Genomic DNA, 14,439 nt, shown 5'->3' on the forward strand with positions numbered 1-14,439 from the left:
TCTTCACTCCCCATACAAAGCATGGATTGCTTTTTGCTGTGAATGTTGTCTCATCAATGACTCACCGATCAGAACAGCTTGGGCCCCATGTTCCTTAACAAATGTTAAATGTTCTAGAGTACCAATGCCGCTTTCACTGACAAGCAAGCATTCTTTCGGAACGAGGGATGCAATCTGTTTCGTCTGTTCGAGTGAAGTTTCAAATGTTTTTAAGTTTCGATTATTAATACCGAGAATATCAGGGGTGAATACCTTTACTATTTGTTCAAGCGTTGTTTGATCATGAACCTCAACTAACACGTCCATTTCCTTTTCCTTTGCTTCGAGATACAACTCGTGAAGCTGTACGGGATCAAGCACTTCGCCGATTAACAATATGGCATCTGCTCCGATTCTCTTTGATTCCTCCACTTGAATAGAATCAATAATAAAATCTTTTCTTAGCACAGGGATCGAAACAGCACGCTTCACGTCTGATAAATACCTGTTTTTCCCTTGAAAAAACGGAAAGTCAGTTAAAACAGAAAGCGCGTCTGCCTGCGCAGCTTCATAGTCTTTCGCAATCCGCTCAGGAACAAAATCTTCTTTAATGAGCCCTTTTGACGGCGACGCTTTTTTGACTTCGGCAATCAATCCGATAAAACGGTTTGCGTCAGCCAGCGCCTCTTTAAAAGACCGTTTTTCAAAGGGCTGCTCTTCTGGCAGGATAAGAGTTTTGACTTCTTCTTTTTTTTGATTGATTATGTTTTCAAGCATAGATCTCTTCCTCTTTCTGTTTCAGTCTGTCGAGCTGCGCTGCGGCACCTCCGCTTGTAATCGTTTCTAACGCAAGCTCCGTTCCTTCCTTCAGTGTTTCGACAATACCCGCCGTGTATATCGCAGCGCCGGCATTAAAGGCTGTAATATATAAAGCTGATCGGCTGCTTTTATTTTCAAAAATATTCTGAATCAAATGAGCGCTTTCTGTCGGTGACTGCACCTGTATATCTTCAAGTCTGCCATTTTTGAAGCCAAATTCTTCGGGTGAAACTGTATATTCCCGGCGCTCTCCATCCTTGATCTCAATCACATCGGTCGGTGATGTAACCGAAAGCTCATCTAAACCGTCACGGCTTGCTGCGAATAGTACATGCTTTGGCTGAAACATTTCCAGTGCGCTTGCCATCAATCCCGCTTTTTCAGCAGAATAGACCCCAATCACCTGACGCTTCGCCTGCAAAGGATTGCTGAGCGGTCCGAGCAGATTAAAAATCGTTCTGAATCCGAGCTCTTTTCTTGTGCCCGCTACATGTTTCATGGACGAATGATAAAGCGGCGCAAAGAGAAATCCCATGTTATTTGTTTCAATGCTGACTCTGACTTCCTCAGGTGTGGTTTGGATTGGAATCCCAAGCTCTTCAAGAACGTCGGCGCTTCCGCTTTTAGAAGATACGGAGCGATTGCCGTGCTTAGCAACTTTAGCTCCTGCTGCTGAAGCAACGATTGCCGATGCCGTTGAAATGTTAAAGGTAGAGATGCCGTCACCGCCTGTTCCGCATGTGTCAACCACATCAGGAAGTCCGTCTACTGTAAGGGCATGTGTCCGCATGGCCTTCACAAAGCCCGCCAGCTCCTCTGCAGTTTCGCCCCGATGAGCCAGGATTGACAATATACCACCCATTTCAGAAACAGTCATTTCTGCTGTCATCATCATATTCATAAGCGCTTCAGCTTCAACCGCAGTAAGTGTCTTTCCGTCAACGCACATTTGCAGAAATTGGTTCATCCGCTTCATCCCCCTTGCTACGAAACATGTCTTCAGCAATATGAATTGTTTTCAGCAGTGCGCCCGCTTTGTTGCAGCTTTCCTCATATTCAGCTTCCGGCTCAGAATCAGCAACAATACCTGCTCCAGCCTGTATCGATGCCACACCGTTTTTTACGCTCATGGTGCGGATCGTAATACAGGAGTCGATATTCCCGTCAAATCCGATGTAGGCGATGCAGCCGCCGTATGTCTCCCTCGGTGTCGGCTCCAGTTCATTTAAAAGCTGCATGGCACGGATTTTTGGGGCCCCGGTTAAAGTTCCCGCGGGAAAAGCCGACATTAGCGCATCGACAGGGTGAACGCCCTCTTTCAGCCTTCCTGTGACGACTGAAATGATGTGCATGACATGTGAAAATGAAACAATCTTTGTGAATTCCGGCACAGCAACCGATCCATACTCCGCCACTCTGCCGATATCGTTTCGAGCTAGATCAACGAGCATATAATGCTCTGCTTTTTCTTTTTCATCTTTCATGAGCTCAATTTTGAGTTTTTCATCTTCCTTTTTGTCTGCGCCTCTTTTTCTTGTTCCGGCAATCGGATGGATTTCCAAATGCCCGTCTTGAACATGGATTAACCGTTCCGGAGAGCTGCCGACAATCTCTCTGTCCGGGAGTTTTATATAGTACATATAGGGCGAGGGATTGACGATTCGCAGCACTCTGTACAATTCGAAGGAATCTGCTGTTATCGGAATCTCAAATTTTTGCGACAGAACACCTTGAAAGATGTCGCCTGCTTTTATATATTCTTTGATCTTTTCTACATCTGCCATAAACGCTGATTTTTCGTAGTTTGAAGATACTGTATCGAAACTAGGTGTCTTATATGACTCAGATGAAAGAAACAGTTCTTGGATGTTTTTTTGATCCATCATCTTATCAATGAGGCCTTGGAGCTCTCGGTGATTTTTATTGAACACAGCAATTTTTTCAGCTTCAGTTTCTTGTCCATTCAATCGGGCATACTGAATAAAGTGGACGTTTTTTGTTTCATGATCATATGCAATTAATGTGCTGCAAACAAACAGCATACACTTTTCAAATTCCGTTTCCTTTCTGTGGCGAGGAACAGATGGTTCAATCATCGGAATCATATTATAGCTTAAATACCCGACAGCTCCGCCGACAAAGGGAATGGCAAGCTCTGGCGTTTTGATTTTGTATGCTGCAGTCATCCAATCCAGAACCTCTTTCAATTCTTTTCCAGTGTAAAGGGATCTGCCATTCTCATCTTGAGCAGTAAAATCATTTTGCTGTTCTTTGATCGTGAGAAATGGCTGAAGGCCGATGAACGAATATCTGGACCAATTTGATGTGTCATCCTTGCTTTCTAGAAGGTAAGTGATCTTCCTGTCCAGCTGCTCGATCATTTGGATAGGTGTCAGTGTGTCAACTGTGAATGTCTCCACAATCGGTATGGTGCGGTAGGACATGCTGTCCTCTAAAAATGCAGAAATGTTTGATTGGAAATTCATTGCTCTCACTCCTTATGGCAAGGAGAATGAGAAGAAGGCATGAGAGGGAAAATCAGAATATAACAAATAAACCCAAAAGAAAGGCTTCTTTTGGGTAGAATAAACATACATGTCTCAGCTCAACTAGACTCATTCTCTGCTACCCTATTCTCTAACTCAACTCATTCACTAAGCTTTATACACACTCTTGTGTATTTCTAAGCTGTTCCTATCGTATTACAATTCATTATTTTTTGTCAATGATAAATCGGGTCTTAATATGACCGCTTTTTCCAAATAGACATGTCTGATTTGATTCTGAGGAACATCAGTCTGAACAGTCATCATGACCCTTATACATTTTTTCAGCCCGCCAGTAACATCCATTTCCTGCATGCATGTCACCGGTACATACTGCCAGCCAGAAAGCTCGCGCACAGCTTTTGCCGGAAAAACAGAGTGCAGGTCAGGCGTCGCCGATAGAAGCATTTGAACAACATCTTCCGGCTTTGTTTTGTTTTCTTCTATCATTTTCTCTAACAGCTGTTTGGTTTTTTGTAAAATTTCTTCTTCAGTGTCCTGTTCTACTGTAGTTGCTCCGCGAATTCCACGAATCATCATGATGTCTCCTCCATTCGCCATTTGTTCAGCCAGCTCTCAAGTTCATCTCTCGAAAACGTATGGTCGGCGACTTTTCCTAACTCTTTGAGAACGATGAATTGAATCATACCGCCGCGGGTTTTTTTATCATTCATCATACGGTCTAAAAGCACGGAAGTTGCCGTTTCTTTTTTTATGCGGCTTGGATAGCCCAGGTTCTTAAACCAGCTGACTAAACGATTTCTGTCCATTTCACAGCCGGCTTCCTGTTCACTTATATATAAAGCAAACTGCATACCGAGTGCTACCGCATCACCGTGGGTAATCTGTCCGTAGCCATACTCCGCCTCAACTGCGTGGCCAAGCGTATGCCCAAAGTTAAGAAAGGCTCTGATTCCTTCTTCCTTTTCATCCTGCTGAACGACAGACGCTTTAATCGAAATGCCTTTAAAAATCATATCATTCAGCTGCTCGCTGGTAATATCGTTCAGTGAGTGAATATCCAGCAGGTCTTTCAGGAATGCTTTGTCATAAATAAAAGCATGTTTAATCACTTCTGCCATCCCAGACCGAAGCTCTTTTTCCGGAAGGGAACGGAGGAAGTCCGTATCGTAGAGCACGGCTTTTGGCTGATAAAATGCGCCGATCATATTTTTCCCAAGCGGATGGTTTACCGCTACTTTTCCTCCGACCGCGCTGTCATGCGCCAAAAGCGTTGTAGGCATTTGAATGAAATCGATGCCGCGCATAAAAGTGGCAGCCACAAATCCAGCAAGATCTCCTACAACACCGCCTCCAAAAGCGATGATGCATGAGGAGCGATCCATATGAAATCGAATCGCTTCACTCTGCAGTTTCGTATACATATCCATTGATTTCGCCTGCTCTCCGCTCGGCACCGTCACTTTTTTGACAGGCCATTTTTCTTCCAGCAGGTGAAGCATTTCATCACCGTACAGGCGATCCACTTCTTCATCGGTAACAAGCATAATGCGTGTGAATGGCCTGTTTAGCGAGGTTAATAGTTCGCAAGCCTTTTTTCTGATTCCTTGTCCGATAAATACAGGATATGAAGAGGAAGCGGTTTGAACATGCAGTGTTCTCATTAAAATTCCCTCGACAGTTTTCTCATATTCTCCACGTTTTCTCTAATGCGGTCAATTTGGTCTAAGCCGAATTGTTCAACAACAGCGTTGGCAATTTCCCATGCAACAGCAGCTTCGGCCACTACACTTGCCGCTGGCACTGCGCAGCTGTCTGAACGTTCAATGCTTGCAGAAAACGGTTCTTTCGTTTCAATATCCACACTTTTCAGCGGTTTATATAATGTCGGAATCGGCTTCATGACTCCGCGGACAACGATTGGCATTCCTGTCGTCATGCCGCCTTCCAAACCGCCAAGTCTGTTCGTAGCACGAGTATATCCTTTTTCTTCGTCCCAAATGATCTCGTCATGAACCTCGCTACCATTTCTCCCGGCCGCTTCAAAACCGATGCCGAATTCCACACCTTTAAATGCATTAATAGATAGTACTGCCGCAGCAAGCTTGCTGTCCAGTTTACGGTCATAATGAACATAGCTGCCCACGCCCACCGGCATTCCTTCAACAATCACTTCCACAATTCCGCCGATGGAATCTCCGTTTGCCTTCGCTTCGTCAATGGCATCCATCATTTTTTTGCCTGCTTCTTCATCGTAGCATCTGACAGGAGACTCTTCAGTCACACGCTTCAAGTCATCAATTGAAGTATAATCCGTTTTTTCAGCCTTAACTGCCCCGATCTGTAATACGTGGCCCGCTACCTTAATGCCAAGTTCAGAAAGGATCTTTTTAGCGACAGCGCCTGCCGCCACTCTTACGGTCGTTTCACGTGCTGAAGAGCGCTCAAGCACATTTCTCATATCACGGTGGTTATATTTAATCGCACCGTTTAAATCTGCGTGTCCCGGTCTCGGTCTGGAAATTTGGCGTTTCATTTCCTTTTCTTCTTCTTCTGTAATCGGAGCCGCACCCATAATTTTAGTCCAGTGTTTCCAATCGTTATTTTCTACCACAAGAGCAATTGGTGAACCAAGTGTGCGGGCATGGCGCACCCCGCTCATAATTTTCGCCTGGTCCTTTTCGATCTGCATGCGGCGCCCGCGGCCATGGCCTTTCTGGCGTCTGGCAAGCTCAAAGTTAATATCTTCCTCAGTTATGTAAAGCCCCGCAGGCACACCTTCAATAATGGTTGTCAATTGGGGGCCGTGTGATTCACCGGCTGTTAAATATCTCATGACTTCTTCTCCCTTCATCGCATTAACGCTTTTAAGTAAAACTACTATAACATATTTTTCGGTAAAAAGTCAGTCTATCTTTTTTGATAAAAGAATGTATCCGCGGGAGAAAGGCCGAATTTCTCAGGATTAAAAATCTGCTCTGTGCTGCCGACAAAGAGAACCCCATTCTTTTTTAAGCTATGTGCCATTTTTAAATACAGTTCTTCCTTTGCGTTTTCTGTAAAATAAATAAAAACATTGCGGCACACAATCAAATCAAAGTCTTGCTCGTAGTGATCCGCAAGCAAATTATGTTTTTGAAACCTAATGTTCTTCTTTATGTCATGTTTCACTTCATAGCTCTTATCAGCGTTTTGAGTAAAATAACGATCCTTCACAGAAGACGGCACTTCTTGCAAAGACCGCTCCTGATACACGCCTTTTTTCGCTTTTTCCAATGCTTTATCATCTATATCAGTGGCCAAAATCTGATAGCCTGGGAGACCTTTCTGCTGATCTAAAATCATTGCGAGCGTATACGGCTCCTCCCCTGTAGAGCATGCCGCGCTCCATATTTTTAAAGGCTTCGAATGTTTGATTAAAGGCAAAATAGCCGTTTCAAGAACTTCCCATCTTTTATAATTACGATAAAATTCTGAAACATTAATCGTCATTCTGTCTAACGTTTCATTTAAAAGCACCTGATCCTTTTCTAATGCCGCTGCAAAATCCTTAAAGCTTTGAAAACCTTTCTTCTCATAAAGGGATGTCAGCCTTCTCTTCATTTGCGCTTCTTTGTATAAAGTTAAATCAACTCCGGTTAATTGCTTCCATTTGGTTGTAAATACGCTGTATGTATTCATCTCTTCTCTCCTAGTCTCGCTGTCTTTTGTCCTAGTATAGCTTGTTTTATCAGGAAATTGTATTGTTTCAAATAAAAAAATCAGCTTTTCAGCTGATTTCAGATAATTGGTAAAGACATGGTTGGCCCCCCTGCCGTTTACCCATATATTCAAGTCAATGTAAACCTTTACAAAAAAGCCGAAACCAGCGATATGGATATGCCAGTTTCGGCTTTTTCAGCAATGATTAATAGATCCAGCCTGTCATGAGTTGTTGATATGATACTAACTCTTCATCCTTAAAGAAAATATGAATCTCACGCTCAGCGCTTTCAAGAGAATCAGAGCCGTGAATAATATTTTTTCCGACAAACATGCCGAAATCCCCGCGAATGGTGCCTGGCAATGCTTCTTTAGGGTTTGTTTTTCCAATCAGCTGCCTGGTCACTTCAACGACATTTTCGCCTTCCCACACCATCGCAAAAACAGGTCCGGAAGTAATAAACTCAACAAGTTCTCCAAAGAAAGGCTTCCCTTGATGTTCAGCGTAGTGTTTCTCAGCCATTTGTTCGGTTACTCTCATCAGCTTTGCGCCAGCTAATTGTAAGCCCTTACGTTCGAATCTAGATAAAATCTCCCCGATCAGCTGCCGTTGGACACCGTCCGGTTTCACCATGATAAAAGTCTTTTCCATCACATTCTCCACCCCATCATATGTATGTATAGGCTTTCACATTGCACACCGAAATCGTAACATCTTTCAGATAATTAATCAATCCGGGGCGGAGAAATTTCTTAATATCTACAAAAATTTAAAATTTTCTTTTGCCGATATATTTTGCGATGGCTGCAAGAGAAGAACGCGCACGCCCTCTCGGAAGCGTGTTAAGCTTTTGGAAAGCTTTTTGCAAATACATCTCGCTTACTGCCATCGATGCTTCAATTGCATCTGTTTTTTTAATTTCTTCAATAATAGGCGCAAGCTGTTCTTGTGTCGTCTCGCTGTTAATTAACTTAAGCTGATTCTTTAAAGCTGGGTTTTTTAATGCATATAGGACAGGCAATGTAACATTTCCTTGAAGCAAATCGCCTCCAACCGGTTTACCCAGTTCTTCTTCAGTTGAAGTAAAATCAAGAATATCATCAATAATTTGATAAGACATCCCGACATAATATCCAAACCAGTAGAGCGCCTTATGAATCTTTTCTTCAGCTCCGGACGCAATAGCCCCCAGCTGGCAGCTGACAGCGATAAGAAGCGCAGTTTTTCTTTTTATCCGCCGCAGGTATGTTCTGAGATTCTGTTCCATGTTGTATTTGTCTTTGATTTGTTCAATCTCTCCGAGACACACTTCAACAATGGTCTGCGACAAAATCCGGTGAGCTTTCGGCTCATTAATTCTCGTCATCATTTCAAGAGACCCGGCAAGCATATAATCGCCTGTATACATCGCAATCCGGTTATCCCATTTTGCTTTGATCGTCGGCTTTCCTCGGCGAAGCTCCGCATCGTCAATAACATCATCATGAACCAACGATGCCATATGAATCATTTCCAGAGTGACAGCCACATATTTAATCTTATTGATATCGTAATCGCCAAACATGCCGGAAAGCAGAACGAAGACAGGCCGAATCCGTTTGCCTCCTGCCTGCAATAGATGAAGACCCGCCTCGCTCAAAAGCGGATAATCGGAGCGAACGGTTTGTTCAAGCTCCCTTTCAATTACATCAATATCGTCATTTAAAAAAGAGTAGGCCATTTTAAATTTCATATCATTCACCCAACATCTGTGTTTTCATTTCCATCCGATATGCGTGGCAGCGACTCCGCCAGTAAACGAATGATATTTGACATTTTTCAGACCCGCCTCTTCAAACAGGCCTGCCAGTTCCTTCATACCAGGGAATTCTCTGGCTGACTCTTGGAGCCATGAGTATTCTTTATAGCTCTTTGCAAACAGCTTCCCGAAAAACGGCATAATATACTTAAAGTACATAAAATAAGCCTGTTTAAATCCAAACATTTCAGGCTGTGAGGTTTCCAGGCATACCACTTGTCCGCCAGGCTTCACCACACGTCTCATTTCTTTCAGTACAGTCAAATAATCAGGTACATTACGCAGTCCGAAACCAATTGTTACATAATCAAATGTATTATCATCAAAAGGGAGCTCCATTGCATTTCCGTGCAGCAGTTCGATTTGACTGAAACCGCCGTCTTTTACTTTCTGTTTGCCAACGCTCAGCATGTTTTCGCTAAAATCCAAGCCCTTTATCTCACCGGTTTTGCCGGCTGCTTTTGCAAGAGCAATCGTCCAGTCGGCTGTTCCGCAGCAAACATCGAGAGCTTTGGCGCCTTCTTTTACACCCATAATGCGCATCGTTTTATCACGCCATTTTTTGTGCTGCTGAAAACTGATGACAGAGTTCATTTGGTCGTAGTTTTTATATATTTTTTCAAATACTCCGTGTACCCGCTGTTCTTTTGAGTCCTGCATAATGGTTACCCTTCTTCCACTTTCTGATGATAAGTTTGATCTTGGCTGATTGTTTTCAGGCGGTTTAATAAAATATGTTGAATAGGTGAGCTTAGAGGTAAAAGTGACTCAATGCTGTTCTTTGCTTTTTTAAAACACTCTTCCAGCATCTCTTCTTTTGTTTTCCCCAGCTGTATAACACTGCCGAGCACATCTAAAAATGTATCATTTCCGTTCATAAGCCGCTTATATACAAAAAAATCACTCGATAGCTTCTTCCAGCGCGGGAGATTGAAATGTTCAGACACCCGATGGAATAAAGCTGATTCAACGATGCCGACACTTTCGAAAAAATGGTTCTCGTCCTTTATGGATCGATCATACAGACGAATTTTATGTTCATTGATTTCTTTAATTGCTGTAGCGAGCGTTCTAATCATATAGATATCCTTCATTTCAGAGAGTAATGAATAGTACAGTCCGCTGAAATAATCGCCCGCAAGAACAGTCAATTGGCGGTTCTTGTTTTCGTCTCGTTTTATGACTCTGGCTGTCGTTACTTCATCATGGGTATCAAGGGCGCTTTGTACAAGCATCGCTGTTACAATATAGTTTTCTCTGTCATTGTGTTTTATGTCGGCTTCCTCAAATAATGCATGAAAAAGAAGAAGCTTATCCTCATCAATCTTAGGCGCAGAAATATGCTTCGCTAAATAGGGATGAGACAGCTTTTGTTTTATTTTCGTGTTTAGATTGGCTAAAGTTCCGTAGATGTCTTGCAAAAATATCACCCTTGTCCCCAAATTCACATTTATTTCTAAATCATATGTATGAGTTTTATTTTGTCATAAGATTACGCAGGTATCATTATAGCATAAAAAAAACAAATTGGCTGTATCCACCCGCTGTTTGAGAGCATTTGCTTTGAAAACAGCGGGGACAGCCAGCTTATTTTTTTTCGCTTTTCATTTCTCCGTATGCGGTTTGAATGAGCGCCTCTCCTCTGACTTTAATGGCAGAAGTATGCTCTGTAAACTGAGCAATGATCACTTCTCCCTTGTCGAGTTTTTCGGAATGGTGAAACTTAGTGTCCGTTCCCCTTGTCAGGCCGATCACATTCACTCCATCCTCAATTGCCTTAATGACGACAAAATCGCTTGAATGCTTTTCGTTCATTTATAGCACCCTCTATCTTTATTAGTCCTGGCGTTTAATATGTTCCAATACTTCTGAACGTGCAGCAGCATCATCTTTGAAAATGCCTCTGACAGCTGAAGTGACTGTTTTGGCGCCCGGCTTTCTTACGCCCCGCATTGTCATGCACATATGTTCCGCTTCAACAACAACCATTACGCCATGCGGATCAAGCGTTTCTACGATGCTTTCTGCAATTGTAGAAGTGATGCGCTCCTGAAGCTGCGGGCGCTTTGCAACTGCCTCAACGGCACGCGCCAATTTGCTGAGCCCTGTGACTTTTCCGCCCCGCGGTATATATGCAACATGTGCTTTTCCGTAAAAAGGAACAAGGTGATGCTCACACATAGAATGAAACGCGATATCTTTTACAAGAACAAGCTCTTCATGGTCTTCCCCGAAGATAGTCTGGAAATGTTCTTTAGGATCTTCATTCAAGCCGGAGAATACTTCGGCATACATCTTTGCGACTCGTTTCGGAGTATCAAGAAGCCCTTCTCTGTTTGGGTCCTCTCCGATCGCTTCTAAAATTTGACGAACAGCTTGTTCGATTTGTTCTTTATTAACTTCTTTCATGTTCTGTGTCCTCCACCAATGAATACATTTAATTTCGATTCTAGCACATATGCCCCGCTAAAAGCAAAGTGAATGCACACGCTCCTAAAAAATGAAAAGCCCCTTAAGAAGGGGCTTTTCTGTGAAGAAATATAGTGTATGTAAGCTAGATGCATACACGATCTATATTCACAATTATTTTCCGGCAACTGCGTCTTTAAGCGCTTTACCTGGTTTGAAAGCAGGTACTTTGCTTGCTGGAATTTCGATTTCTTCACCTGTTTGAGGGTTGCGTCCTTTACGTGCAGAACGTTCACGCACCTCGAAGTTACCAAAACCGATCAGTTGGATTTTATCACCGTTTTTAAGTGCATCTAAGATCGTATCAAAAACAGAGTCAACTGCTTTTGTCGCGTCTTTTTTAGACAATTCGCTTGCTTCCGCAACCGCATTAATAAGTTCTGTTTTGTTCATGCCTTTCACCTCCTCCCAAAAGGAATACTCAGTTCGTTTATTATCATTTCTTCACAGTTCAGTCTGATTCTAAACCTGCCTGAGAAAAAAATCAGACAAGCAAGAGAAAGACAATTAAACGGCTTTTAAGAAAAACTGCACTCCAAGGAAGGTTTGTCCATCAGAGTGAAGAATTTCTGTATGTAGAGTAACACATATAAAAAGCCATATCAAGCATTTTAAAGCGTCAATCCCTTGCTCGTCAAGGATTTAACGTGATTTACCGAACAAATATTCCTTTTTTTCCTTTTTTCATCCTATTCCTTGATCCTTTTCCAATATTAAGAGCAAAGAAAAAAGACCTCCTATTCTATAAAGAGGTCTTCCCGCATTACAGGATAATGGCGATTAAGCCGCCTGATCCTTCGTTTATGATTCTTTCTAATGTTTCTTTTAATTTATATCGTGCGTTTTCAGGCATCAGTGACAGCTTTGCCTGAATCCCTTCTCTCACAATAGAGCTGAGTGATCTGCCAAAAATGTCAGAGTTCCAAATTGAAAGCGGATCATCCTCAAAGTCCTGCATTAAGTAGCGTACCAGTTCCTCGCTTTGTTTTTCAGTTCCGATAATCGGCGCGAATTCGCTTTCGACATCCACTTTGATCATATGGATTGACGGTGCGACAGCTTTCAATCTCACGCCAAACCTGGAGCCTTGCCGTATAATTTCCGGCTCATCCAGACTCATGTCAGTTAAAGCAGGCGCTGCAATGCCGTATCCCGTCTGTTTGACCATTTTTAAGGCGTCAGACACCTGGTCATATTCCGTTTTCGCATGGGCAAAATCCTGCATCAGCTCTAGCAAGTGGTCTCTGCCCCTGATTTCAACGCCTACCACTTCTTTTAAGATTTGATCATATAAATGGTCCGGCGCATACAAATCAATTTCTGCAACCCCTTGGCCGAGCTCAATCCCTGCTAATCCGGCACTTTCAATAAACTCAAACTCGCTGAATTGACCGACAACCCTGTCGACATCACGGAGCCGTTTAATATCCTTAACAGTTTCCTTTACTGACTCCTGATAACTCTCGCGAAGCCAATGGTTTTCTTTCAGCACCATGACCCAGCTTGGGAGATTTACATTTACTTCAAGCACCGGAAACTCATAAAGAGCCTCTCTGAGAACATTGAGTACATCGTTTTCACGCATACTTTCTACACTCATTGCCAAAACAGGGATATCGTATTTCTCGCTTAAATCCTGGCGCATCGCCTCTGTTTCCGGGTGATACGGTTTTACTGAGTTAATGACCATAATAAAGGGTTTTCCGACTTCTTTCAGCTCTTCAATGACTCTTTCTTCTGCCTCTATATAGTCACTTCTGGCGATATCACCAATCGTGCCGTCTGTCGTAATGACCACTCCGATGGTCGAATGCTCTTGAATCACCTTCCGCGTTCCGATTTCAGCAGCCTCATGGAACGGGATTGGTTCTTCGTACCAAGGCGTATTAATCATCCGCGGGCCGTTTTCATCCTCGTATCCTTTTGCACCCGGCACTGTGTAGCCTACACAATCTACTAATCTTATATTGACATCGAGTCCGTCTGATACATGAACAGACATCGCCTGATTCGGAACAAATTTAGGCTCTGTAGTCATAATCGTTTTTCCGGCTGCGCTTTGCGGCAGTTCATCCTGCGCACGTGCCCGGTCTGCTTCATTGCTGATATTCGGGAGCACCACAAGCTCCATAAATTTCTTAATAAACGTGGATTTCCCTGTACGGACAGCACCAACGACTCCTAAGTATATATCGCCTCCTGTTCGTTCAGCGATATCCTTGAAAATATCGACCTTTTCCAAGTGATCCCCTCCCGGACTTCCTATCCTTATCAATTTTATTAACCTTTTTCAATCAAACACAGGACACTATATGTGTATGACGTTGTCCTATTTCAATATGACATCTTTAGAAAATTTTCCATCCTTAATCTATTAAAGTATAAGAAAACCTTTCTCCCTATTTGTATGCAAGGGAGAAAGGTTCATTCCTTTTTTATATCATTTTCTAAAAAAACAGGTTCTTGTTTGTCATTAACGGTATATTTCACTGAAAATGCGGGGACGAAAGGCGTCTCTTCCCATATCATGTCCTGTATTTCCGTGCCGGGTTTAAACGTTTTTTTGCTTTTTTTGAGACAGGAAACGAGCTCTGTCCGATAGTCAGCATAAATTTCTCCGTCTCCGTCAATCATAAGCGGCAGGGAATTTCCTGAGATTGGGCTTGTGACAGAAAGAGAGTCAGCCTCCCCTAGTTTTTTCCCATCAAGTGTAAACAAGTCCCGCGCTAATACATCCTGATATGGCGGATATTTATGTTCTTGACGGTACATTTGAACGCGCAATTTGATATCACGTATTTTTTCAGCCATCTTTACATCAATCAGTTTAACAGTCGGATTGTCCTCTACATCGACAAGCACGTATTGATAGTCTCCGCCGCTTTCATATGCCGTGCTTGGAGGTTCGGCCATATATCTCGGCGCTAAACGGTTAAAATCTATCGGATATTTTTGATAAAGCGGTGTTGACATATCTTTTGTTTGAATCGGTAGCAGTCCTCCGTTTGCCTTTTGAAATTCATCAACGGCAGATTGAACCAGCTTTAATTGGTCCTGATATGGAGTGGCTTGTACACTGCTTTTCCGCTCATGTGGATATAAACATCCTGATAAGAAAATCACTGCTACAAAGAGCATAGCGCACTTCAGTTTAACCATACAGC

At 42.9% G+C, this 14,439-nt stretch carries 16 protein-coding genes; all 16 read right to left on the bottom strand.

Going from position 1 to position 14,439, the window contains the following annotated elements:
- Positions 1-3: 3 nt before the first annotated feature.
- The 16 genes from trpC to NSU16_RS11250 all read right to left on the bottom strand — a co-directional run bounded on the left by trpC (position 4) and on the right by NSU16_RS11250 (position 14,434).
- A complete protein-coding gene (gene trpC, locus NSU16_RS11175) occupies positions 4-756 on the bottom strand; it encodes an indole-3-glycerol phosphate synthase TrpC (RefSeq protein ID WP_168748129.1) in 753 nt (250 codons plus the stop codon).
- A complete protein-coding gene (trpD, locus tag NSU16_RS11180; RefSeq protein ID WP_339190844.1) occupies positions 749-1,765 on the bottom strand; it encodes an anthranilate phosphoribosyltransferase in 1,017 nt (338 codons plus the stop codon). The genes trpC and trpD overlap by 8 nt, the downstream gene beginning before the upstream one ends.
- Positions 1,737-3,284, bottom strand: coding sequence for an anthranilate synthase component I (gene trpE, locus NSU16_RS11185; RefSeq protein ID WP_339190847.1), 1,548 nt, complete (start codon positions 3,282-3,284; stop codon positions 1,737-1,739). The genes trpD and trpE overlap by 29 nt, the downstream gene beginning before the upstream one ends.
- Positions 3,285-3,500: 216 nt before the next feature.
- Entirely contained in the window at positions 3,501-3,884 is a 384-nt protein-coding gene (aroH, locus tag NSU16_RS11190) for a chorismate mutase (RefSeq protein ID WP_339190850.1), read from the bottom strand.
- Positions 3,881-4,969 carry a 3-dehydroquinate synthase gene (aroB, locus tag NSU16_RS11195; RefSeq protein WP_168748132.1) on the bottom strand — a complete coding sequence of 363 codons (1,089 nt, stop codon included), beginning with the start codon at positions 4,967-4,969 and terminating at the stop codon, positions 3,881-3,883. The genes aroH and aroB overlap by 4 nt, the downstream gene beginning before the upstream one ends.
- A complete protein-coding gene (aroC, locus tag NSU16_RS11200) occupies positions 4,969-6,141 on the bottom strand; it encodes a chorismate synthase (RefSeq protein ID WP_268449433.1) in 1,173 nt (390 codons plus the stop codon). Before aroC ends, aroB begins: the two co-directional genes overlap by 1 nt.
- A gap of 74 nt (positions 6,142-6,215) precedes the next feature.
- Positions 6,216-6,986, bottom strand: coding sequence for a protein-glutamate O-methyltransferase (locus NSU16_RS11205; RefSeq protein ID WP_339190854.1), 771 nt, complete (start codon positions 6,984-6,986; stop codon positions 6,216-6,218).
- Between the two features lie 226 nt (positions 6,987-7,212).
- Positions 7,213-7,662 carry a nucleoside-diphosphate kinase gene (ndk, locus tag NSU16_RS11210; RefSeq protein WP_168748134.1) on the bottom strand — a complete coding sequence of 150 codons (450 nt, stop codon included), beginning with the start codon at positions 7,660-7,662 and terminating at the stop codon, positions 7,213-7,215.
- A 115-nt stretch (positions 7,663-7,777) separates the two neighbouring features.
- Positions 7,778-8,740, bottom strand: coding sequence for a heptaprenyl diphosphate synthase component II (hepT, locus tag NSU16_RS11215; RefSeq protein ID WP_024121868.1), 963 nt, complete (start codon positions 8,738-8,740; stop codon positions 7,778-7,780).
- Positions 8,741-8,764: 24 nt separating this feature from the next.
- A complete protein-coding gene (gene menG, locus NSU16_RS11220) occupies positions 8,765-9,466 on the bottom strand; it encodes a demethylmenaquinone methyltransferase (protein WP_029441346.1) in 702 nt (233 codons plus the stop codon).
- Positions 9,467-9,471: 5 nt separating this feature from the next.
- Entirely contained in the window at positions 9,472-10,227 is a 756-nt protein-coding gene (hepS, locus tag NSU16_RS11225) for a heptaprenyl diphosphate synthase component 1 (protein ID WP_268449435.1), read from the bottom strand.
- A 166-nt stretch (positions 10,228-10,393) separates the two neighbouring features.
- Complete coding sequence (gene mtrB, locus NSU16_RS11230; RefSeq protein ID WP_024121871.1) at positions 10,394-10,621, bottom strand: trp RNA-binding attenuation protein MtrB; 228 nt, start codon at positions 10,619-10,621, stop codon at positions 10,394-10,396.
- A 21-nt stretch (positions 10,622-10,642) separates the two neighbouring features.
- Positions 10,643-11,215, bottom strand: coding sequence for a GTP cyclohydrolase I FolE (gene folE / locus NSU16_RS11235; protein WP_010334745.1), 573 nt, complete (start codon positions 11,213-11,215; stop codon positions 10,643-10,645).
- Positions 11,216-11,389: 174 nt separating this feature from the next.
- The gene (gene hbs, locus NSU16_RS11240) at positions 11,390-11,668 is read right to left on the bottom strand and encodes a non-specific DNA-binding protein Hbs (RefSeq protein ID WP_003153447.1); all 279 of its coding nucleotides are present in this window, start codon (positions 11,666-11,668) and stop codon (positions 11,390-11,392) included.
- Between the two features lie 370 nt (positions 11,669-12,038).
- Positions 12,039-13,517, bottom strand: coding sequence for a stage IV sporulation protein A (spoIVA, locus tag NSU16_RS11245; protein WP_010334746.1), 1,479 nt, complete (start codon positions 13,515-13,517; stop codon positions 12,039-12,041).
- Between the two features lie 182 nt (positions 13,518-13,699).
- A complete protein-coding gene (locus NSU16_RS11250) occupies positions 13,700-14,434 on the bottom strand; it encodes a hypothetical protein (RefSeq protein WP_339190858.1) in 735 nt (244 codons plus the stop codon).
- Positions 14,435-14,439 lie beyond the last annotated feature (5 nt).

This window comes from Bacillus sp. FSL K6-1003, assembly GCF_037964945.1.
Classification (GTDB): Bacteria; Bacillota; Bacilli; order Bacillales; family Bacillaceae; genus Bacillus; species Bacillus mojavensis.